General features: G+C 59.2%; 20 protein-coding genes and 1 pseudogene. 7 read left to right on the forward strand and 14 right to left on the reverse strand.

Annotation, left to right across the window (positions count from 1 at the left end):
• Nucleotides 1-9: 9 nt before the first annotated feature.
• A complete protein-coding gene (locus tag SIB38_RS19990) occupies nt 10-450 on the reverse strand; it encodes a low molecular weight protein-tyrosine-phosphatase (RefSeq protein ID WP_294118626.1) in 441 nt (146 codons plus the stop codon).
• Nucleotides 451-563: 113 nt separating this feature from the next.
• Between SIB38_RS19990 and SIB38_RS19995 the strand changes: the two genes are divergently transcribed.
• Complete coding sequence (locus tag SIB38_RS19995; protein ID WP_294118625.1) at nt 564-1,265, forward strand: NAD-dependent deacylase; 702 nt, start codon at nt 564-566, stop codon at nt 1,263-1,265.
• A 56-nt stretch (nt 1,266-1,321) separates the two neighbouring features.
• On the opposite strand, the gene SIB38_RS20000 is transcribed toward SIB38_RS19995, so the two are convergent.
• The 6 genes from SIB38_RS20000 to meaB form a co-directional block, all read right to left on the reverse strand.
• Nucleotides 1,322-1,828: a copper chaperone PCu(A)C gene (locus SIB38_RS20000; protein WP_412550920.1), complete on the reverse strand. Its 507-nt coding sequence runs from the start codon at nt 1,826-1,828 to the stop codon at nt 1,322-1,324.
• Between the two features lie 47 nt (nt 1,829-1,875).
• Nucleotides 1,876-2,229, reverse strand: coding sequence for a hypothetical protein (locus tag SIB38_RS20005; protein WP_412550921.1), 354 nt, complete (start codon nt 2,227-2,229; stop codon nt 1,876-1,878).
• 100 nt (nt 2,230-2,329) lie between these two features.
• Nucleotides 2,330-2,620 carry a 50S ribosomal protein L28 gene (rpmB, locus tag SIB38_RS20010; protein WP_168591376.1) on the reverse strand — a complete coding sequence of 97 codons (291 nt, stop codon included), beginning with the start codon at nt 2,618-2,620 and terminating at the stop codon, nt 2,330-2,332.
• A gap of 155 nt (nt 2,621-2,775) precedes the next feature.
• Nucleotides 2,776-3,474 carry a hypothetical protein gene (locus SIB38_RS20015; RefSeq protein ID WP_412550922.1) on the reverse strand — a complete coding sequence of 233 codons (699 nt, stop codon included), beginning with the start codon at nt 3,472-3,474 and terminating at the stop codon, nt 2,776-2,778.
• 139 nt (nt 3,475-3,613) lie between these two features.
• Nucleotides 3,614-4,285, reverse strand: a complete 672-nt coding sequence (locus SIB38_RS20020; protein WP_412550923.1) for a hypothetical protein — start codon at nt 4,283-4,285, stop codon at nt 3,614-3,616.
• Between the two features lie 87 nt (nt 4,286-4,372).
• Complete coding sequence (gene meaB / locus SIB38_RS20025) at nt 4,373-5,344, reverse strand: methylmalonyl Co-A mutase-associated GTPase MeaB (protein WP_294118620.1); 972 nt, start codon at nt 5,342-5,344, stop codon at nt 4,373-4,375.
• A 34-nt stretch (nt 5,345-5,378) separates the two neighbouring features.
• On the opposite strand from meaB, the gene SIB38_RS20030 reads away from it, so the two are divergent.
• The 4 genes from SIB38_RS20030 (at nt 5,379) to SIB38_RS20045 (ending at nt 10,755) form a co-directional block, all read left to right on the forward strand.
• On the forward strand, nt 5,379-6,122 hold the full coding sequence (locus tag SIB38_RS20030) for a DUF3108 domain-containing protein (protein WP_412550924.1): 744 nt from the start codon (nt 5,379-5,381) through the stop codon (nt 6,120-6,122).
• 49 nt (nt 6,123-6,171) lie between these two features.
• Nucleotides 6,172-8,616 carry an ATP-dependent helicase HrpB gene (gene hrpB, locus SIB38_RS20035; protein ID WP_412550925.1) on the forward strand — a complete coding sequence of 815 codons (2,445 nt, stop codon included), beginning with the start codon at nt 6,172-6,174 and terminating at the stop codon, nt 8,614-8,616.
• Between the two features lie 106 nt (nt 8,617-8,722).
• Nucleotides 8,723-9,181, forward strand: a complete 459-nt coding sequence (locus tag SIB38_RS20040) for an NUDIX hydrolase (RefSeq protein WP_294118617.1) — start codon at nt 8,723-8,725, stop codon at nt 9,179-9,181.
• Nucleotides 9,182-9,273: 92 nt separating this feature from the next.
• Nucleotides 9,274-10,755, forward strand: a complete 1,482-nt coding sequence (locus SIB38_RS20045; RefSeq protein ID WP_294118616.1) for an inorganic phosphate transporter — start codon at nt 9,274-9,276, stop codon at nt 10,753-10,755.
• Here the strand turns inward: SIB38_RS20045 and SIB38_RS20050 are convergent.
• From SIB38_RS20050 to SIB38_RS20060, 3 genes are all read right to left on the reverse strand, one after another.
• The gene (locus SIB38_RS20050; RefSeq protein WP_412550926.1) at nt 10,752-11,813 is read right to left on the reverse strand and encodes a 2-dehydropantoate 2-reductase; all 1,062 of its coding nucleotides are present in this window, start codon (nt 11,811-11,813) and stop codon (nt 10,752-10,754) included. The two genes, SIB38_RS20045 and SIB38_RS20050, sit on opposite strands and share 4 nt — an antisense overlap.
• Nucleotides 11,814-11,926: 113 nt before the next feature.
• Nucleotides 11,927-12,853 (reverse strand): ornithine carbamoyltransferase, encoded by a 927-nt coding sequence (gene argF / locus SIB38_RS20055; protein ID WP_294118614.1) that lies wholly within the window; start codon nt 12,851-12,853, stop codon nt 11,927-11,929.
• 11 nt (nt 12,854-12,864) lie between these two features.
• Nucleotides 12,865-14,046, reverse strand: a complete 1,182-nt coding sequence (locus SIB38_RS20060) for an aspartate aminotransferase family protein (RefSeq protein WP_294118613.1) — start codon at nt 14,044-14,046, stop codon at nt 12,865-12,867.
• A gap of 325 nt (nt 14,047-14,371) precedes the next feature.
• On the opposite strand from SIB38_RS20060, the gene SIB38_RS20065 reads away from it, so the two are divergent.
• Nucleotides 14,372-15,256 (forward strand): DMT family transporter, encoded by an 885-nt coding sequence (locus tag SIB38_RS20065; protein ID WP_412550927.1) that lies wholly within the window; start codon nt 14,372-14,374, stop codon nt 15,254-15,256.
• Here SIB38_RS20065 and SIB38_RS20070 read toward each other — a convergent pair.
• Together SIB38_RS20070 and SIB38_RS20075 are read right to left on the reverse strand one after the other, a co-directional pair.
• The gene (locus SIB38_RS20070) at nt 15,253-15,672 is read right to left on the reverse strand and encodes a DUF4864 domain-containing protein (RefSeq protein ID WP_294118610.1); all 420 of its coding nucleotides are present in this window, start codon (nt 15,670-15,672) and stop codon (nt 15,253-15,255) included. The two genes, SIB38_RS20065 and SIB38_RS20070, sit on opposite strands and share 4 nt — an antisense overlap.
• A 131-nt stretch (nt 15,673-15,803) precedes the next feature.
• Complete coding sequence (locus SIB38_RS20075; protein ID WP_412550928.1) at nt 15,804-17,456, reverse strand: lysine--tRNA ligase; 1,653 nt, start codon at nt 17,454-17,456, stop codon at nt 15,804-15,806.
• A 197-nt stretch (nt 17,457-17,653) separates the two neighbouring features.
• Between SIB38_RS20075 and SIB38_RS20080 the strand changes: the two genes are divergently transcribed.
• A complete protein-coding gene (locus SIB38_RS20080) occupies nt 17,654-18,022 on the forward strand; it encodes a tellurite resistance TerB family protein (RefSeq protein WP_168591386.1) in 369 nt (122 codons plus the stop codon).
• 87 nt (nt 18,023-18,109) lie between these two features.
• Here the strand turns inward: SIB38_RS20080 and SIB38_RS20085 are convergent.
• Nucleotides 18,110-19,756 (reverse strand): annotated as a pseudogene (locus SIB38_RS20085) (ATP-binding protein); the annotation flags it as partial.
• 187 nt (nt 19,757-19,943) lie between these two features.
• Nucleotides 19,944-21,557: an ATP-binding protein gene (locus tag SIB38_RS20090; RefSeq protein ID WP_412550929.1), complete on the reverse strand. Its 1,614-nt coding sequence runs from the start codon at nt 21,555-21,557 to the stop codon at nt 19,944-19,946.
• Between the last annotated feature and the right edge of the window lie 193 nt (nt 21,558-21,750).

Below are 21,750 nucleotides of genomic sequence, written 5' to 3' on the forward strand. Positions count from 1 at the left end.
TCCAAAACTTCAGCCTGCCTCTAAGGCCGCTTTCAGCCCGCGCGCGCAGTCTTCGATCAGGTCCAGCGCCCCGTCAAAATCCCGCGTGTAATACGGATCTGGAACCTCGGACATGCCGCTCTCCGGCGCATAATCGGTGAACAGCCGCACTTCGGTGTCGCTCCCATCCGGGCGCAGCACCTCGATATTGGCGATGTTCTCTGCATCCATCCCAACGATCAGATCAAACCGCTCAAAATCGCGCGCCACAAACTGCCGGGCCCGCAAATCAGACAGGTCCACATCCCGCGCCAGCGCGGCCGCCTGCATCGGTCCATAAGGCGGCTTGCCCACGTGCCACCCCGCCGTGCCTGCGCTGTCGGTTTCCACCTCTGGCACCATGGCGCGAAACACGCCTTCTGCCGAAGGCGACCGACAAATATTGCCCAGACATACAAACAGAACCCGCATATTCTCTCTCCCTTGTGGTGCCCTAGCCATCGCCGCAACTGGCATATAGGTCAAGCACTTGCCTCTCTCTGTGCCACTTGCAACACTGCCTACAGCCAACATCAGGAGCCCTAATGTCACAGTCTTTCGTCATCCTCACCGGCGCCGGGATCAGCGCCGAAAGTGGCCTAGGCACCTTTCGCGACGAGGACGGCCTCTGGGCGCAGCACCGCATCGAAGATGTCGCCACACCGGAGGGTTTCGCCCGCAATCCCAAGCTGGTGCATGACTTCTACAACGCCCGCCGCGAGCAATCTGCAGAGGCTGAGCCCAATGCGGCCCATTTTGCGCTGGCAGAGCTGGAGGCCAAGTTTCCCGGCGCCGTGTTGATCGTGACCCAGAATGTGGACGGGCTGCACGAGAAAGCTGGTAGCCAGAACGTCTTGCACATGCACGGCACCCTGCACGGCGGCCTGTGTCACGCCTGCGATCACCGCTGGCCTGCCCCGCCCACCATGTCGCCAGATGATCCCTGCCCGACCTGCGGCGCGCCTGCCACCCGCCCAGACGTGGTCTGGTTTGGCGAAATGCCCTACGGTATGGAGCGCATTTCCAACGCTTTGGCGCAGGCCGATGTGTTTGTCTCGATCGGCACCTCCGGCGAGGTCTACCCGGCGGCCAATTTTGTCAACGAGGCCGACATGTTCGGCGCCCATACGGTGGAGTTGAACCTGGAGCCCTCTTCCGGTGTGTCACGCTTTGCCGAAACCCATTTTGGCCCCGCCACACAGGTTGTGCCGGAGTGGGTCGCCTCGGAACTCGCCCGCGCCAAATAGCAAAAGCCGATCCATAAGGACCGGCCCCACTGAATTTCAGCAAAGAAGCACGCCGCTTAACCGTCGGCCTTCTTCATGCCATGACCAGAATGGTCGCCATGCTTCATGGCCCCATGATCCGGCTTGCGCTCCAGATCCACAGGCACCTCCAGCGTCACATCCCCGGCCTTCTCGAAGGTCAGGATGATGGTCACCACATCGCCATGCTCCAGACCACGGGTCAGGCCCATGAACATCACGTGATCGCCACCGCGCGCCAGCGCATGTTCACCACCCGCAGGCACGGCAAAGCCCTCTTTCACGTGCATCATTTTCATGTTGCCGTTTCCATCATCCATGTGTGTATGCAGCTCGGTACGCTTGGCCACATCGGAGCTCACACCAATCAAATGGTCGTCCTCCGCACCGGTGTTTTCGATCACCATAAAGGCGGCGCCCGCCTTGGCCATCTTGGAAGACACACGTGCATAGGCGTCATTTACGGCGATGATGCTTTCCGCAAAAGCAGGCAGGGCAAAAGCAACGGCAGCGGCCGCTGCGAGGGAAAGAGTTTTGAAGGACATATTGATCTCCTGTCCGGAAGGTTTTCTCTGTGGTTTGTGTGTTTGGATCAGAGAAAACCCAGCGGCGGCGCCCGCGCACTTTCCGCAATCAGACGAATCACGCCCTCGACAGCCACCTGAGGCAGCTGCAGCGCCTCGCTCCGACCCAGCACCTTACCGACATCGGCTTGGTCCAAGGTCACCCAGTTGAGCAGGGTGAAACTCACTTCGGGACAGAAATGCGCCGGTCCGGTGGGCTTGCCCTCGGCATCCACTGGCACCATCACCGCGCTTTCGCCAATGCAGTATTCCGCAAACCCCTCAGGGCCGGTCATGCCACGCGCAATGGCCATGCTGTGCCCGGTCAAAACCAGCACCAGCGCCATAACGGCGGCCACATATCTGCGCAAACGAAGCGTCATGGCCGCATATAGGCACGCCCTCTCAGGAATGTGAAGGCGACAAAAAGAAACAGCCCCGCAAAACTGCGAGGCTGTCAAAATCTTCAAAAGATCAGCACGATCAGGCGTTTGCGGCCTGTGCTTTGGCGATCTCTTTTTTGACTTTCAGAGCGTTCTCAGACAGCTCGGTGTCTTTTGCTTTCGCCATGAAGCCGTCCAGCCCACCGCGGTGGTCCACAGTGCGCAGCGCAGCCGCGGAGATACGGAATTTGAAACCACGGCCCAGAGTCTCAGACTGCAGGGTCACGTCATTCAGGTTTGGCAGAAACCGACGACGGGTGCGGTTTTTGGCGTGGCTTACGTTGTTGCCCGTCATCGGGCCTTTTCCGGTCAGTTCGCAACGGCGCGACATGGGTTCATCCTCGTTTTATCGGTCTACGGGGAGATCGACCCCGTCAAAGCAAATGGGCGCCGCCTAGGCTGCGCCCGGAAATTTGTCTGGCGTCATTAGGCCCATTTCGCGGGGGCGTCAAGTGATTCAGCCGCGCTTTGGCTGCATTTTGCCCGCTAACCTTCCGGCGCCCGATCTTCATTATCCGCAAGGCAGTTGCGGTTCCACCGGATTGTCATGCCCTGATCCCGGCGCGCAAAGATTTCCGGCAGGAAATTCTCAAAATTGCCAACCTCTTCCACCGAATGCAGCACCCAGGCGTAGTTCTTATCCTCATAGTAGATCCAGGGAATCATCACGCGATTGACCAACGGCTTAAGCCAGCCGCTTTCCACCCCAACCGTTAGGTGATTGGTGAACTTCGCGCCCTCTGGCCCATCCTCAAAGCGGAACTCCAGATCCGCCACGGTCACGCCTCGCCGCGTTGCCTTAAGCGCAAAGCGCTGCGCATCCAGCGCCACAACCTCCAGCCGTTCATCGAGGGCAAACTTCGGATTGCGCTGATAGGCCTCTTGAATGTTCAGAAAATCCCCTGCCTTGAGTGGCTCGTCTGGCGCGGCTTTTTCACTGTCCAACGAAATGTGATCCAGCGGGTGGCTCACCAGAAACGCCGGATATGTGTCCCCATCAATCACCAGAGTCAGGTCGGCATAAACACCATACCACCAGGTCAGCATCTCCGCTGTCACGTCCCGCACCGGTGGGTGGTCCACTTCAAACAACGTCCGCCCGTCCGGCAAATGCGTCACTGTGGAATGGGCATTGTCAAAGCTCTTAAGCTCCCAGCCAAATTCTCGCGGTTCCGGTAACTGCACGTACTTCTCCTGCGCTTGCGCAACTCAAGAGCTTGCATTGGCATCTGTCGCACATGCCAAAACAGCCGCTTTCAGACTGTGGGGTGATGCACCTCATAGCAAGAAAAATTCACAAGATACGTCGCGACAAACAGGGCGGTTAGCCCTCAGTATCTCGGTCCCAGACAATAAAGTCGCCTTGTTCACGCCGCGCAAATACCTCAGGTAGAAAACTTGCCCAAGAACTCACCTCTTCGACATTGTGCAGCATCCAGGCCTCCGTTTTCTTTTCATCAAACAGAAGCGGCAGAAAAACCTGGTTGATCAGCGTTTTTGCCCAGCCATTGGCCACACCAACACAAAGCCGTGTGGATACTTCTAGCCCCTCCGGTGTATCGTCAAACGCATAACTCAAATCAGCAACGGTCAGACCAAGGCGGATTGCCCGCAGACCAAATCCCTGCTGATCCAGGCGCACGATTTGTACGGTTTCTGTGTTGCTATACTCTTGGCTCGGCCCATAGGCCTCAGACAGAGAAACCCGATCCCCAGGCCGCAATGGCCCGGACCACTCAGCGTCTGCCCGCCGTAAGTACTTGTGATCCCGCGGATGCCAAACCTTAAACGCATCAAAAACGTCACCATCGATCTGCAGCTTAAGGTGCGCATACACCCCGAACCACCAATGCACCATTTCGCAGGTGACTCCGGCAACAACAGGATGACGCACTTCCATAATGATACGCCCATCGCGGCTTTGGGTGAAAACCGTTTCGGCTTCCTCCAGTCCACGCAACGACCAATCAAATGCTCCGGGCGGAGGCAGCTCCATCACCCACTCCCAATCAACCAACCCTATAGGCCAATACGGTGAAAACCCTAAAAGGGCCCAAACAGGATCAGCTGATGATTGCGCGGATCAGGCGAGGTGATCAAGCATCTCTTTCGCCGCTTGGCCCGGGGTCATGGCGCCAGAGGCCACTTCGGCATCCAGTTTAGACAGTTGCCTTGGCGCCTCGCCCTGCTGCAGCCGCGCCAAAAGCCCCTGCCGCACTTCTTCGTGAAACCAGAACTGCGCCTGTGCCGCTCGCCGATAAGCCCAATGGCCCTCTTGCTTGCGCCACTCCGTAAGCGTCGTCATCTCGCCCCAAGCGTCGCTCAGCCCGTTTTCTTCCAGAGCGGAGACCGTCATCGCTTTTGGGAACCCGTCCGGGTCCTGCGGCCGCTTGCGCAACAATCGCAACGCGCCCGCGTAATCCGCACAGGTTCGCAGGGCCGTGGCCTTCAGATCGCCATCGGCCTTGTTCACAAGGATAACGTCCGCCATCTCCATGATCCCACGCTTCACACCTTGAAGCTCATCGCCCCCGGCAGGCGCCAGCAGCAACAAGAACAAGTCCGACATCTCCGCCACAACGGTTTCAGATTGCCCAACCCCCACGGTCTCGATCAGCACCACGTCAAAACCCGCAGCCTCACACAACGCCACGGCCTCCCGCGTCCGCCGCGCCACGCCGCCCAAATGGGTCTGGCTGGGCGAAGGGCGGATAAACGCATTGCGATCCCGGCTCAGCCGCTCCATGCGGGTCTTATCCCCCAAAATAGATCCGCCCGACCGCGCCGAAGACGGATCCACTGCCAGCACCGCCACACGCAAGCCCTGCGCGGTCAACATCATGCCAAAACTCTCGATAAAGGTGGATTTCCCCACCCCCGGCGTGCCCGACAACCCAATCCGCAGCGACTGTTTGCCCGCCTTGGACAGCTCATCCAACAGGGCCGTGGCCTGGACCCGATGATCGGGCCGCGCGCTCTCCACCAAAGTGATGGCACGGGCCAGCGCCCGACGGTCCTGTTTCAGTATTCTGTCGCGCAGATCTGCGATATCCATGGACAAGCCTGTATCTTTTTGATTGTGAGTCTTCATGCCGCGCATGACCCCATTTTGTCTACCCCGACCCGCCCACCTTCTCGCTTCACTGCTGCTCTGTGCCGCAGTTGGCTTGCCACATGCCGGGCAAGCCAACACTGAAACCCAAAAGTGGTCAGTGCACGCCTTTGGCTTCAAGGTCGGCGAATTGGATGTCGCCGCGCAGCAAACCCAAATCACATTTGCCGGCAAAGGCAGTTTCACCACAACCGGCCTCGCCGGTGCTCTGCGTCGCATCCGTTTCACCGTGCAAAGTCAAGGCGCCGTGCGTGGCAGCAACATCGCTCCGACTCGCTATGACGGCTTCATCGACACCGGCAAACGGGTCAGCGAAACCACCCTGACCTTCACAGGCACCCTGCCGCGCAAAACCGCTGGCGCTCAAACACCCGCCGCGCCGATCTCAGACAAAGCCAAACGCGGTGCGGTCGACCCGATGACCATGATGTGGCTCACCCTGCGCGATCAGGACGCGGATCAGCTCTGTACGCTGGACCAAAAGCAATATGACGGCACCCGCCTCGTGCGCATCACACTCACGTCCCGCCAAAACGGCGACGGCAAAGTCACCTGCGCAGGCACCTACGACCGCATTGGCGGCTATTCCGCCGAAGAACTGGCCGAGCTCAAAACCTCGCCGCTCTCCATCGTTTACACACCGGAAGGCGACCTCTGGCGCGCAACCGAGGTGCATCTCACCTCGCGCCACGGCAAGGCCGAACTCTTCCGCCGCGACTAACGCGCATCCCCCCTAGACGCCCCGTCCCCACGGGCCGATAAGGTGCCCTATGACGCAACTGCCCATCCACGACGCCCTCGATCCCCTTATCACTGCTCTGCGCGCCACCGGCCGCGCGGTCCTGCAAGCCCCGCCCGGCGCGGGTAAAACCACCGTTGTGCCACTCGCTATGCTGGAGGCGAACCTCACCGAGGGCCGCATCCTGATGCTGGAGCCGCGCCGTCTGGCCGCCCGTGCCGCAGCCGAGCGCATGGCGCAGACATTGGGGGAAACCGCAGGCCAAACTGTGGGTTACCGCGTGCGTGGTGAAAGCAAAACCTCCAAATCCACCCGCATCGAAGTGGTCACCGAAGGCATTCTCACCCGCATGATCCAATCTGATCCGGAACTCTCTGGCGTCGGCGCGGTGATCTTTGACGAATTCCACGAGCGCAGCCTGAATGCCGATCTCGGCCTCGCGCTCTGCCTCGAAATCTGCGACGCCCTGCGCGATGACCTGATCCTGCTGGCCATGTCCGCCACACTAGACGCAGAGCCGGTCGCCACCCTCATGGGCAACGCGCCGATGATCACGTCTGAGGGCCGCGCCTTCCCGGTGGAAACCCGCTGGCTTGACAGTCCTTTGCCCAAAAACACCCGTTTGGAAGAGGCCACCGCCCGCCTAATCACCCAGGCTGTCAACGAGACCGACGGCGGCGTGCTGGTCTTCCTACCTGGTGAAGGCGAAATCCGCCGCACGCAATCGCTGCTGAAACTGCCAGCGGACTGCACCGTGCACCCACTGTTTGGCGCCATGCCCTTCAAGGATCAGCAAGCCGCCATCCGCCCCGACAAAACCGGCCGCAAAGTGGTCCTCGCCACCTCCATCGCGGAAACCTCCCTCACCATTCAGGACGTGCGCGTAGTGGTTGACGCAGGCCGCGCCCGCCGCGCCCGCTTTGATCCCGGCTCCGGCATGTCCCGCCTTGTGACCGAACGTGTCACCCGTGCCGAAGCCACACAACGTCAGGGCCGTGCCGGTCGTGTCGCCGAGGGTATCTGCTACCGCCTCTGGACCAAGGGCGAAGAAGGCGCGCTCCTGCCCTTCCCCCCCGCTGAAATCGAAGCCGCCGACCTCACCGGCCTCGCGCTGGAGCTCGCCCTCTGGGGCGCCGCCCCCACCGACCTCGCCCTTTTGACGCAGCCCAACCCCGGCAGCTTTGCCGAGGCGCAATCCGTCCTGCACATGCTGGGCGCGCTGGACGGAGACAATCGCATCACCGCCCATGGCAAAGCCCTTGCCAAACTGCCACTGCATCCCCGCCTCGCCCACATGCTGGCCACCGCAGGCCCGCAAGCCGCGCCCATGGCCGCACTGCTCGCCGCGCGCGACCCCCTCACCCGCGGCGCGCCCGTGGATCTCGCTCTGCGCATCGAGGCCCTGACCGATCTCAAGTCCTTCACCGATCGCCGCCCCTACGGCGTCAACCGCGCCGCGCTGCACAGCATCCGCGACGAGGCCAAACGCCTCGCAAAATCCGCCAAAGGCAGCGATCCTAAGCCGCGCAGCGCCGCAGAACTCGCCGCGCTGTCCTACCCGGACCGCATTGGCCTGCACCGCAAAGGCGACGCCCCGCGTTTCGTGCTTTCTGGCGGCAAAGGCGCCATTCTAGACGACGAAGACCCGCTCGCCGCCACCCGCCTGATTGTGGTGACAGACACAGACGGCAACCCGCGTGAGGCGCGCATCCGTCAGGCCATCCAAATCTCCGAAGGCCCAATCCGCGAGCTGTTTGCCGATCAGATCGCTTGGCAAGACAACTGCCACTGGTCCAAACGCGAGCGCCGCGTCATTGCCCGCCGTCAGGAAATGTTCGGCGCTGTCGCGCTGGACGACCGCATCTGGAAAGACGCCCCGGATGATGCCATCGCCGCCGCAATGCTCGACGGGGTGCGCGACCTCGGCATCACGCTCTCCCCTGCCGCGCAACGCTTTGTGGCCCGTGTCGAGCTGATCCGCGCCGCCGGTCACGACCTGCCCGACATGACGCCCGATGCGCTTATGTCCACCATCGATGACTGGCTTCTGCCACATCTCTCCGGCGTAAAAACCGCCGACCACTGGAAGAAATTCGACCTGCTGGACTCCCTGCGCGCCCGCCTCGACTGGAACCAGATGCAACTGGTGGATCGACTAGCCCCCGCGCATTTCACCACGCCGCTGGATCGCAAAATCCCCATCGACTATTCCGGCGAAAACCCAGAAATCACCCTGCGCCTGCAAGAACTCTTTGGCCAAACCACCCACCCGATGGTGGGCAACACCCCGCTGCGCGTGACCCTGCTCTCGCCGGGGCAAAAACCAGTGCAAACCACCATGGACATCCCCGGCTTCTGGGCCAGCTCCTACGCCGACGTGCGCAAGGACATGCGCGGCCGCTATCCCAAGCACCCCTGGCCCGAAGACCCCACTCAGGCAGACCCAACTTTGCGCGCAAAACGGCGCAAACAATAAGTGTATTTCCCAGTCATCTTGACGTTTTGCTAACCAAAACGTATATACAAAAGAACGACAAAGAAACGACCCGATACAAAAACCGAAAAAAGCCGAGCAGCCGTCCATGACCAACGCCCTGAAAACCGCCTTTGACAGCGTGATTGCCCCCCTGTGGCGTCGTCCACGCCGCATTCAGGTGGCCGCGCTCTGCACGCGTGAGAAACAGGGCGCAACCGAGGTGCTCCTGATTACTTCACGTGACACTGGCCGCTGGGTGCTGCCCAAAGGCTGGCCCATCACTGGCCTTGATGCACCGGGTGCCGCCCTGCGCGAAGCCTGGGAAGAAGCGGGCGTGAAAAAGGCCAACATCGATCGCGAACCCGTCGGCATCTATGGCTATGACAAGCGTCTCGATGGCGGTTTGGAAATCCCGGTGGACGTCACTGTGTTTGAAACCGAAGTAAAAGAACTGGTCGACGATTTCCCAGAGGCGGACGAACGCACCCGCAAATGGGTCCCTGCGCAGGAAGCCGCCGATATGGTGAACGAACCACAGCTTCAGGCCCTTCTGAGAGAATTGTAATCCTTTCGTAACGCATTTGTAACGAAATCGTTGCAATGACCCGGCGACGGGGGTAGCCCCCCCCGTACGACGTAAAGCCGGGATTCTTTGTCATGACCTCGCCAAACTCAGGCAAGAAGTGGTCCACTCTGGACCGTGACCTCAACCGCATCTCCCATTTGGAATCTGCCACACTCTATGTCTCCCGCCCTATGGTCGGGTTTGGCATTGCGATTGCCTTCATTGTGCTCGCAGGTGTTGCCGCAGGTCTTCTGTCTGGCAGTGACTCCAACACAATGATCATCATCGCCGCCGCCGGGATTGGCGCCTATATGGCGATCAACATCGGTGCCAATGATGTGGCCAACAACATGGGCCCCGCTGTGGGGGCCAACGCGCTCACCATGGGCGGCGCGATTGTGATTGCCGCCTTTTTTGAAAGCGCCGGGGCTTTGCTGGCCGGGGGCGACGTGGTTTCGACCATTTCCAAAGGCATCATCGATCCTTCTGGCATGGCCAACACCACCATCTTCATCTGGGCCATGATGGCCGCGCTGATCTCCTCCGCGCTCTGGGTGAACCTCGCCACATGGGTCGGCGCGCCGGTCTCCACCACCCACTCCGTTGTAGGGGGTGTGATGGGCGCAGGCATCGCCGCCGCAGGTTTCGCGGCCGTGAACTGGCCCACCATGGCCAAAATCGCCGCGTCCTGGGTGATTTCTCCAGTGCTGGGCGGTGTAATCGCCGCCGCATTCCTGGCCTTCATCAAGGTCAAAATCATCTATCAAGACGACAAAATCGCCGCCGCCCGTCGCTGGGTGCCAGTGTTGATCGGCATCATGGCCGCAGCGTTTGCATCTTACTTGGCCCTCAAAGGTCTCAAAAAGATCATCAAGATTGACCTGCAAACTGCCCTGCTGATTGGTGTTGCCGTGGGAGGCCTGTTCTACGTGGTCTCCGCACCACTCATCCGCAAACAATCTGAAGGCCTAGAGAACCGCAACAAGTCCCTCAAAGTGCTGTTTGGCATTCCGCTGGTGTTCTCCGCCGCGCTCTTGTCTTTTGCCCATGGCGCCAACGACGTGGCCAACGCGGTTGGCCCACTGGCCGCCATCGTGCACGCCGCCGAGTTTGGCGAATTTGCCGCCAAGGTTTCCATCCCCAACTGGGTGATGATCATCGGCGCGTTTGGGATCTCCTTTGGCCTCTTCCTGTTTGGCCCCAAGCTGATCCGCATGGTCGGTGAGAAGATCACCAAGTTGAACCCAATGCGCGCATATTGTGTGGCCCTGTCCGCCGCGATCACCGTGATTGTCGCCTCTTGGTTGGGCCTGCCGGTCAGTTCCACCCATATCGCCGTGGGCGGCATCTTTGGCGTTGGCTTCTACCGCGAATGGCACGCCGAGCGCCGCCTGCGCAAAACCGCCGTACAACGCCCGCCTGAAAAACGCATCGCGCCAGAAGAACGCCGCCGCCGCAAGTTGGTGCGTCGCAGCCACTTCATGACCATCGTCGCAGCCTGGGTCATCACCGTGCCCGCCGCCGCATTGATGTCGGCTGCAATCTTCTACGCGCTCAACACGCTGAGCAGCTAAACTTCCCCGTCTGCGGGCGAATCTAGTGTCCGCAGACGGCTTTGCACCTCCTGTGCTGTGAGATTGGGCGCACCCGCACCAAGTACCTCAACCTCTCGGATCATCTCTGCAAGGCCCGCATTGATCGGCGCCGCGACATTGGCCTGACGCGCCAATCGCACAATCTTGCCCTGCAGCTCGTCAATCTCGGTCCCACGCCCCTTCTCAAGGTCCTCCCACATGGAGCTGCGCGCGTTGGGATCAATCGACAGCATGGTCTTCGCCACCAGCCGAAATACCCATGTCGGCAGCCGCAAAATCCGTGGCACCAGCTCCATTGGCACCTTTGCCACAGGGTTTTGAAAAGCGACATCCGCCGCCTGCAGCACCGCCAAAGCTTCCGCCATCTGCGCCGCCATCAACCGCCGCCAGTCCCGGTCGCCAATCTGCTCCCTCAGCGGCAGCCCCGACAGCGCATTCAACGCGTTGTTGAGATTGATCAGCAGCTTGCCCCATTGCACAGCTGCGATGTCGCCATGCTCATGCACATGCAAATCCGGCACGTTCAACTGCCGACCCACATGCCCCTGGCCGCTCTCGATAATGATGTCACCACTGGTGCCGCGATGAAACCGGCCTCCGCCGACCCAGACCACATTGAACGGCACCATGCCTGCGCGCACATCCCAACCCGGCAACATCTCCTGCAGCAGTGCCGCATTCTCCACACCGTTTTGCAGGCTCACCACCACAGCCTCCGCTGGCGCATGCGCAGCAATCTGCGCCGCCATCTCCTCCGTGGCGCCACTTTTCACCGTGACCAACACGATGTCCGCCGCCGCCAAACAGGCTGGGTCCGTGCTCATCGCAAACCGATCCGGGGCCAAAGCTGCATCGAGCGCTCCAAAGTCGGTCAGCGTCAACCCATTCTGCGTGATCTCCTCCGCCGTTCCCGCCCGCAGCAGCAGCGTCACATCCTGACCACTCCGCGCAAACAAGCCACCAACGAAACAACCAATACTCCCGGCTCCAGCCACCACAATCCTGGGCGCACCGCTACGCCCTTGCGTCTCCCCCATCACGCGCTCCCTCTGTCCTTTCGCGGGATAAGCTTAGGCGCAGGATGCGCCCCCAAACAACAAAAAGGGCGCCAACTATGCTGACGCCCTTACGTTACTTATTGCCGCGAACCTTAGTTCTGAAGGCACCACTTCATGATCGCCTTCTGCGCATGCAGCCGGTTTTCCGCTTCGTCAAAGATCACCGAGTTTGGCCCATCCATGACGGCATTGGTGGCTTCTTCATTCCGGTGCGCCGGCAGACAATGCATGAACAGCGCATCGTCATTGGCATGGCTCATCAGCTCTTCGTTCACCTGGAATGGACGCAGCTGGTTGTGGCGACGCTCCCGTGCGGACGGCGCATCATGCATGCTCACCCAGGTGTCCGTCACCACAAGGTCAGCGCCTTGTACCGCCTTCACAGGATCACGTTCGATCTCCACCTTCACGCCTTTGGCACGGGCTTCATCGATAAACACCTGCTCCGGGTCCAGAGTTTGCGGGCCAGTGAAGGTCAAATCAAAACCAAACTGCCCCGCCGCATGAGCAAAGCTGGCAAACACGTTGTTGCCGTCACCAGACCACACAACCTTCTTGCCCGCAATCGGCCCGACCTTCTCTTCAAAGGTCAGGATATCCGCCATGATCTGGCACGGGTGTGTGCGGTTGGTCAGCCCGTTGATCACCGGCACGGTGGCGTTCTCCGCCATCTCGAGCAGCGTGGCCTCTTCAAAGGTCCGGATCATGATCAGGTCGACATAACGGCTCAGCACCTTGGCAGTATCCGCCACCGTCTCGCCATGTCCCAGCTGCATCTCAGAGCCAGACAGAACCATGGTCTGCCCGCCCATCTGGCGCACGCCGACATCAAAACTCACCCGCGTCCGCGTCGACGGCTTTTCAAAGATCAGCGCAACCATGTGATCTTTCAGCGGCAGGTCATCATCCTGCGCGCCTTTCGGGCGACCATTGCGGGCGTTTTTGATCGCCTTCGCGCTGTCGATCATGCTACGCAGATCGTCCACGCTGGTCTTATTGATATCCAGAAAATGCTTCATCTCTATAGTCCTTAACCTTCCGCGCCCACTTGCGCTGCTGCCTTCTCCAGCCGCACAACGGCCTCGGCAATCTCTTCATCTGTGATGTTCAATGGTGGCAACAAACGCACCACATTGTCCGCCGCAGGCACGGTCACAACCTCATGGTCATAACCTGCCGCCACAACGTCACCACAGGCCGCCTTGGAGCATTTGAGCCCCAACATCAGCCCGGCGCCACGCACCGCTTCAAAGACGTCCGGATGGCTCGCAACCACCCCTTCCAGTTTCTGCCGCAACAGACCCGCCTTGCGGTTCACCTCCGCCAAAAACGCCTCATCCGCGACCACATCCATGACCGCGCCACCCACGGCGCAGGCCAGCGGGTTACCGCCATAGGTCGAGCCATGGGTGCCCGCCACCATGCCGCTCGCGGCCTCTTCCGTGGCCAGCACCGCGCCCAGCGGGAAGCCCCCGCCGATGCCTTTGGCAACCATCATGATGTCTGGCGTCACACCGGCCCATTCATGGGCAAACAATTTGCCGGTCCGGCCCACGCCACATTGCACCTCGTCCATGATCAGCAGGATCCCCGCCTCATCACAGATCGCCCGCAATGCCTTGAGGTCCTCATCCGCCATTGGACGAATACCGCCTTCACCCTGCACAGGTTCCACAATGATGGCCGCGGTCTGATCAGAAATCAGCGCCTTGGCCGCCTCCAGATCACTCCAAGCCACCTGATGGAACCCCGGCAACAGTGGTCCGAAGCCCGCCACAAGCTTCTCCGCCCCCGCCGCGGCAATCCCGGCGGAACTCCGACCATGGAACGCGCCTTCAAAGGCGATGATCTCCACCCGCTCCGGCTGGCCCTTGTCGTGCCAATACTTGCGCGCCATCTTCACCGCCAACTCACAGCACTCAGTGCCGGAGTTTGTGAAGAACACCGTATCCGCAAAGGTGTTGGCGACCAGCTTGTCCGCCAGCGCCTCTTGCTGCGAAATGTTGTAGAGGTTGGACACATGCCACAGCTTACCGGCCTGTTCGGTCAGCGCCTCCACCAACACCGGATTGGCGTGGCCCAGCACATTCACAGCAATGCCCGCACCTAAGTCCAGAAAACGTCGGCCATCCGCCTCGATCATCCAGCTTCCTTCGCCCTTCTCAAACGTGAGGGCGGCGCGGTTGTACGTCGGCAAAACGGACGGGATCATGTCGATCTTCCTTTTCAGATCATGAGCCTTTGTGACTGCATCACTTGGGGCATTTGCGTCAATGTTTTTGAGAGGTTGTGCGCCACTTTGCAGCGCAAGGGATCAAGGGCCGGTCACGCAATAGCGCGTCGGCGTCGTACAAAGAGGATATCTGTGCGTTTGATCATGCGCCCTGCCTAGAGGCATCAGCGACAAATAGGAACCCCTATCTTTCGTTTCGCGTAAATTTTGTGACATCTGCGCAAATCGGCAGAGTCTCCCGCACCACACAAAGCGCTCAAAACCGCCACTTGTCAGTCCGAAACCGCAGGCGCATAACCACCTCATGAGCGAACAGTCCCTGCCCCGCACCAATCCGGCCCTTGCAGCCGCGCTGACCCTCGCGGCCTCCGCCTTTGCGGCGGGCACCACTTTGCTGGCCAAGGCATTGGGCACTGGTGCCTTGGGACCGGAGCTGCATCCGCTGCAAATCAGCCACGGGCGCTTCCTCTTTGCGTTTTTGGGGTTCGCCACTGCTGCAATGATTGTCCGCCCTCAAATCACCCGCCCCAATTGGGGGCTGCACATTGGCCGCTCAACTTTGGGCTGGGGCGGCGTGACGCTGATGTTTGCCGCCGCCGCCTTTATCCCGCTGTCAGACGCCACCGCGATCAGCTTTCTGAACCCGGTGGTCGGAATGCTGCTGGCGATCCCGTTTCTCGGTGAAAAGATCGGCCCGTGGCGTTGGGGCTCTGCCGCATTGGCCTTCACCGGTGCCATGGTGCTCACCCGTCCGGGAGCCGGCGCTCTGGAGTTCGGCGCTTTGCTGGCTTTGGGCGCGGCCTGCGCCATGGGCGGCGAGCTGATCTTCATCAAGAAGCTCACAGGCCGCGAACGCCCTTTCCAAATCCTGCTCATCAACAACGCCATTGGCCTGACCATCGCCACGGTCGCGGCCGCTTTTGTCTGGCAAATGCCTACCTTGCAACAATCGGCGGCACTGGCGGGCATCGGTCTGCTGATGGCCTCTGCACAAACCTGTTTCATCAACGCCATGCGCATGGCCGACGCGAGTTTCGTCAGCCCGTTTTTCTATACGTCGCTGGCATTTGCCGCGCTTTATGACGCCGCGGTGTTTTCGGTGTTGCCAGACGCGATCAGCTGGCTCGGAGCTGGCATCATCCTCTGTGCCGCCGCCATTCTGGTCTGGCGCGAGGCCCGTACCCGCTAGGCGCCCACGTCTTTTGGCTGCAGCAGTTGCACCGCCGCAATGCGCCAGCTGTCACCATCGCTAATCATCAGATACTCCAGCGCATGCACCACGCCTGCACCGTCTTTCACCAGCACTCGCTGCCACAACGCATTGCCCTCGGCGCGCAGCTCGCCAAACCGCACATCCTCGGCGCGATGCACCATCGGATAGCCGCGTTTGACCATCACGCCAAAGTTCTCCGGCGTGCCAAACATCCGCTGAATATTATCTGCAGCAAAAGTGAAGGCATCGGCAAAATCGTCTTTGGCAAATGCCGCCATCTGACTGTTGATCACCGTCTGGATTTCCGTGGCGGCACCGCCTTCCTGCGCTTTGGCGCCTTGCGTTCGGGCAAACTCCATCACAACCACAATTGCGAGCAAAACATGTTTCATGGCGCACCTCCCTTGCAAGAGACTACGCCCACCATCGGCCCGCAGATCATTTCACGCCTTTAGCGCCTGCCTCAAAACCAAAAGGCCCCGCCAAAGCGGAGCCTTTCAAAACGTTGCCCATAATGCGGGTTTTACTCAGCCGCGGTCAACTCACCGGCCAGTGCCTTATGGATCAACGCAACGGTTTCTTCCACGCCGTACAGCGCAATGAAGCCACCAAAACGCGGGCCCTGGCTGGCGCCCAGCAGCACCTCATAGATCGCCTTGAACCAATCGCGCAGCGGTTCAAAGCCATGCGTTTTACCGATGGCAAACACGATAGACTGCAGGAACTCTTCGTCCCCAAAATCCGGCTCCGGCAGCGGATCGTCATTGCCAACCAGCGCATTCTTGGCCGCAATCACCGCCAAAGCCGTTTCTGCAGAGCTTAGCGCCCCAGCCAGATCTTCCAACGCACGGCGCTCTTGCTCGGTTGGCGCACGATACACTTTCGCTGGCTTCACAAAGTCGTTGAAGTAACGCACGGCATGGCCCGCGGCGGCATCCATTCCCGGATGGGTCTCTGCGGTCGCCTCAGGCGCATATTTGTTGATGAAGCCCCAAAGCGTGTCTTTGTCCTCGGCATTGGACACAGACGCAATGTTGAGCAGCATGGAATACGGCACCATCATATCAGACTGTGGCACGTTGCCACCGTGAATATGCCACACCGGGTTGTTCAGCTGTGCCTTGATGTCCTGCGTATGATACGCCCGCAGCTGTTGGTGATATTCGTCTACCGCCTTCGGAATCACATCAAAATGCATGCGTTTGGCGGTCTTTGGCTTCTGGTACATGAAGTACGCGAGGCTTTCTGTGGAGGCATAGGTCAGCCACTCGTCAATCGACACACCGTTGCCAGACGACTTGGAAATCTTCTGGCCGTTTTCATCAAGGAATAGCTCATACGAGAAGTGGTTCGGCGCCCGCCCCCCCAACACACGACAGATCGCATCATAGATTTTCTCGTTGGTGGCGTGCTCTTTGCCATACATCTCAAAGTCCACCCCCAGCGCCGCCCAGCGCGCGCCAAAGTCTGGCTTCCACTGCAGCTTAACGTTGCCACCGGTCACCGGCACGGTCCACTCTTTGCCGGTCTCATCGTCAAAGGTCACCGTATAGGTCTCTGCACAGACCTTTTTCATCGGCACATACATGACGCGACCGCTTTCCGGGTGCAGCGGCAAGAAGATCGAATAGGTCGCCGCGCGCTCCTCACGCAGGGACTTCAGCATGATCGCCATAACCTCGTCATAGCGCTCCACGGCACGCTTCAGAATCTCGTCAAACTGACCGGATTCATAAAACTCTTTGGCGGAGTAGAACTCATACTCAAAGCCAAAGGTGTCCAAGAACCGCCGCAGCATGGCGTTGTTGTGCTCCCCAAAGCTGTCATGTGTGCCAAATGGATCCGGCACCGAGGTCAGCGGCCGCTGCAAATGCTGCTCCAGAATTTCTGGGTTCGGCACATTGGATGGCACTTTGCGCATCCCGTCCAGATCGTCCGAGAAACAGATCAACTTGGTGGGAATGTCGCTGATCGCCTCAAAGGCGGTCTTGATCATCGTGGTCCGCGCCACTTCGCCAAAGGTGCCGATATGTGGCAGGCCGGAGGGACCGTAGCCTGTCTCAAACAGCACGTATCCCTTCTCCGGCGCACCCTTTGCGTAGCGTTTGAGAAGCTTGCGCGCTTCTTCAAAGGGCCAGGCTTTGGATACGAGGGCTGCGTCGCGCAGGTCAGACATTGTCCATCTCCGATGTCGGGATTGGTTTCAGCAAATTCCTGCCAAGCGCCTCATTGCACCTGACAATCCGCCGCTTCCTATTGCTCCTTGCGGGGTCAGTCAATATTCTGCACCGCAACAAGGCTATTTCAAAGGAATTCCCAGTGCCGGATAAGACCCCAACCACCCTCACGCCACAAGACTGCCTTGTCGCCGTGATGATTGCCGTGTCGGCCTCTGACGAAAACATCCGCACCGCAGAGCTGGTCAAAATCCAGGTCGCCGTGAACAACCTGCCGGTCTTTGCCGAATATGACATCGACCGCATGCAGCACGTCAGCCAACTGGTGTTTGAACTGTTTGAGCAAGAGGACGGTCTCGCCGCGCTGTTTGGTCTGGTGCGTCACGACCTGCCTGCGCACCTGTTTGAAACCGCCTATGCGCTGGCCTGCGATGTCGCCGCCGCCGATGGCACGCTGGCGGAAACCGAACTGCGCATCCTCGAAGAAATCCGCTACGAGCTGGAAATCGACCGCCTGCACGCCGCCGGCATCGAGCGCGGCGCCCGCGCCCGTCACATGGTCTGACATAAACCTGCGGTTATCAGGTCTCGCCTGATGACCGCGCCGCGCTTGCAACCATCGACAGCAGCTCGCGCTTGCAACCATCGACAGCAGCTCGCGCTTGCGGAATGGCTTGCTCAGAAAGTCATCCATTCCCGCTTCCAGACTGGCGTCAACATCACTGGTCTGCGTGTTGGCTGTCAGCGCAATGATTTTACACGGCTTCAGATGTCTCTCAGCCTCAAGCGCGCGAATTTGGCGCGTGGCTTCCAGCCCTCCCATGACCGGCATCAGCAGGTCCATAAGAACCACATCCCAATCGCCCGCCTCAAAGGCCGCCACAGCCTCTTGCCCGTCTTCGACAAAGGTCAACTCCGCCTCGGTTGGCGCCAGCATCTTTTTCACCACCAACTGGTTGGTCTTATTGTCTTCCGCCACAAGCACTCTCAGCCCCTTAAGGTTGGGCAGAGCACTTGCGTCCGCTGGCGCACGTTCTGGCGAGGACACAAATTCAAAGTCCAGCCGCGGCGGGTGATCGGTGTCGCCCAGCGCCTCTGCCCGATCCCGCGCCGCCCGCACGTCTGCCGAGGTGGCGGTCGGGAAGTTCAAACAGACCTTAAAGGTCGAGCCCTCACCTCTGGTGCTCTGCACCGACACTTTCCCCCCCATGCGCTCCACCACCGCCCGGGTGATCGCCAACCCCAAGCCGGTGCCTTCTTCTCTCTGCATTTCCGGCCGATCGACCTGTTCAAACGCCGAAAACACCATCTCCTGATCTTCCGGCGCAATGCCAACACCGGTATCTGACACCGCGATCCGCAAAGGCAGCACCGCGCCTTCCTCGTAGGTGACCCCCACGCGGATCTGACCGGTTTCGGTGAACTTGATCGCATTGCCCACCAGGTTGAGCACCACCTGCCGCACCCGGGTGCCATCACCCACAAAAGCGTCTGGCGCGTCTTGTGCGTAGTCCTCCACCAGCGCGAGCCCTTTGTTCAACGCCCGCGGGCCCAACAAGGTCACCGTTTCCGAAATAAGGTCTCGCAAGGAAAACGCCTCGACGTGCAATGAAATCGTTTCGGATTGGATTTTTGAGAAATCCAACACGTCGTTCACAATTTCCAGAAGCGCATTTGCAGAATTGTAAATCGTCTCGGAATACAGCCGCTGCTGATCGTCCAGTACAGTGTCTCGCAACAGCTCGCACATGCCCATGATGCCATTCATCGGCGTGCGAATTTCATGGCTTACATTGGCCAAAAAACGCTCCTTGGCGCGCACCGCCTGCTCAGCTTTGTCTTTGGCGATCCGGGTGAGTTCCAGCGCGTCGTCCCGTTCTTTATGGGCAGACACATCCATGGACGAGCCCACAAGATGGGTCAGCTTGCCCGCCCGATCGAACAACGGACTCAAGGTTGTGCGCATCAGGGCTACACGGTTGCCCTGAGGAAAAGGCACCTCATAGGTCACCTCTTCGGCCTGCGCCACAACGCTCAGATGATGCGCCAGCCCGCGTTGCCCAACAACGCCGCCAAACACCTCAAGCGCGGTCTTTCCGACAATTTCTTGCCAAGTAAACTCCGTATGCTCCAGCGCCGGCGCATTGGCTGCCACATAACGCGGCATACCGTCTTGTCCAATTTCCAGTACAAAAACAGCAAACGCAATCGAGTCCAATAAGGCAAACGGATTGATCTGTTCACTGTCTTTCAAAGCTATCCCCTTGGTGCCTCCGCGCACCTCCACCCAAACCGGCATATCGCGATGGACCAAACCGTATGCGCGGCGTCTTTAAAATCCGCCATAAATTCACAGCGTTTGGTTAATAAATTCTGAAATCAGAATTGGATCAAGCGCAGGAAAACCTGCGCATTTACGACTTTGGTTGTAACCGTTTGGCCAATTTCTTGAAGCCGGTTTTAACTCCAAAAACAGAACAACATCCCTAACTTGCGACAGCGGAAAGCAACTCGCCTTTTCGGAATGGCTTGCTTAAAAAATCGTCCATCCCGGCAGCCATACAGGCCTCTACATCGCTGGGCTGCGCATTGGCGGTCAAAGCGATGATCTTGCACGCCGGACGCGCGGCATCTTTCTCAAACGCCCGGATTTGCCGCGTGGCCTCCAACCCGCCCAGCACCGGCATGGACAAGTCCATAAGGATCAGGTCACACCCAGCCGCTTTATAGGCCTCCACCGCCTGCTGCCCATCCGGCACAAAGTGCAACTCGGCGCCCGTTGGGTCCAGCATCTTGCGTACCACCAACTGGTTGGTGCGGTTGTCTTCTGCAATCAAGATCTTTCGTCCCGCCAAAGACGGCATCTCAAGTGGAACTGGCACTGACGTCACGGCCTCAACTTGGAAATCCGCCGCAAACTGTTTTGCCTGCCTGGCAGAACCTGAACCGTCCGCTGTACTCAGATCATCTCCTTTGGCTTCAGCCAACCCCAAACGAACTGTAAAAGTCGCCCCCTCTCCCTCGACGCTCTGCACTGAAATGGCACCGCCCATGCGTTCCACCAAAGCTTGCGTAATGGCCAACCCCAAGCCAGTGCCGTCTTCGCGATACGCCGCAGGATTCTCCACCTGCTCAAAGGCTGCAAAGATGTCCTTCTGCGCTGCTTGCGGAATCCCTACGCCAGTATCTGTAACCGTCAGGGTTAGCGGATACACACCCTCGCGTGCGTCATGGGTCACAGATACGTTGATATGTCCCGCGTCTGTAAACTTGATCGCATTGCCAATCAGGTTCAGCAGTATTTGCCGAATGCGCTTGGCGTCTCCTATGAATCCGTGTGGCACCATCGGACCATAGTCCAGTTGCAGGTCTAATCCCTTTGCCTCCGACCGCGTGCTCAAAAGTGTGGTCACCTCCATAATCACCTGCAACAGGGAAAAGGGCTCCGGCGCCAAAGAGATCTTCTCTGCCTGAATTTTGGAGAAGTCCAAAACATCATTCACAATATCCAAAAGCGCATTTGCTGAGGTGTGAATGGTATCCGCATAAAGCTTCTGTTGCTGCGAAAGACCTGTCTCAAGCATCATCTCAGACATCCCGAGAATACCATTCATCGGTGTTCTGATTTCATGGCTCATGTTGGCCAAAAACCGCTCTTTTGCAGAACTGGCCTCCTCGGCCTTTTCTTTGGCAATTTTGGTCAATTCCAACGCTTCGTCACGCTCCCTCTCCGAGGTCACGTCAATGCAGAATCCAATCAAATACGTCATGGCACCGGCGGCATCAAAAATCGGCGTCAAGGTTGTCCGCAGATCAAGCACCCGGTGCGGAAAGGGAATACACACTGAATAAGTGGTCGGCTCCGCGGCCTCCATGACTGAAAGCTGCTGTGCCAGCGCGCGCTCGCCCATGGAGCCGCCATAAATCTCGAAAGCCGTCTTCCCAACAATATCCTCAAGGCGTCGCTCAACCATTTTGCAACAGGTTGCGTTCATCATGACATACCGCGGCAACCCATCTTCACCGACTTTCAAGACAAAAATCGGGGTTGGCATCGCATCCAAAAGCGCGAGATAGTCCGGGAAATCCAATTGCGTCACGCCTAGTCCTGCCACGTCATCGCCACCCTGTGGTGGAAGGGGGCGTCCTACGATTCTTAGCTAAAGAAGTGTTACCAAACTGTTTCAATAGTGGCGAACTCGACAATTTGCACGCCATGAACTTGGCAATTTGTGCAGCTAAAATCTCACGTAAACTCCAGAAAGACCCTCACTATCCATAATGGGTTGTTTT

Origin of the sequence: Shimia sp. MIT910701, assembly GCF_047126315.1 — a bacterium.
GTDB lineage: Bacteria > Pseudomonadota > Alphaproteobacteria > Rhodobacterales > Rhodobacteraceae > Shimia.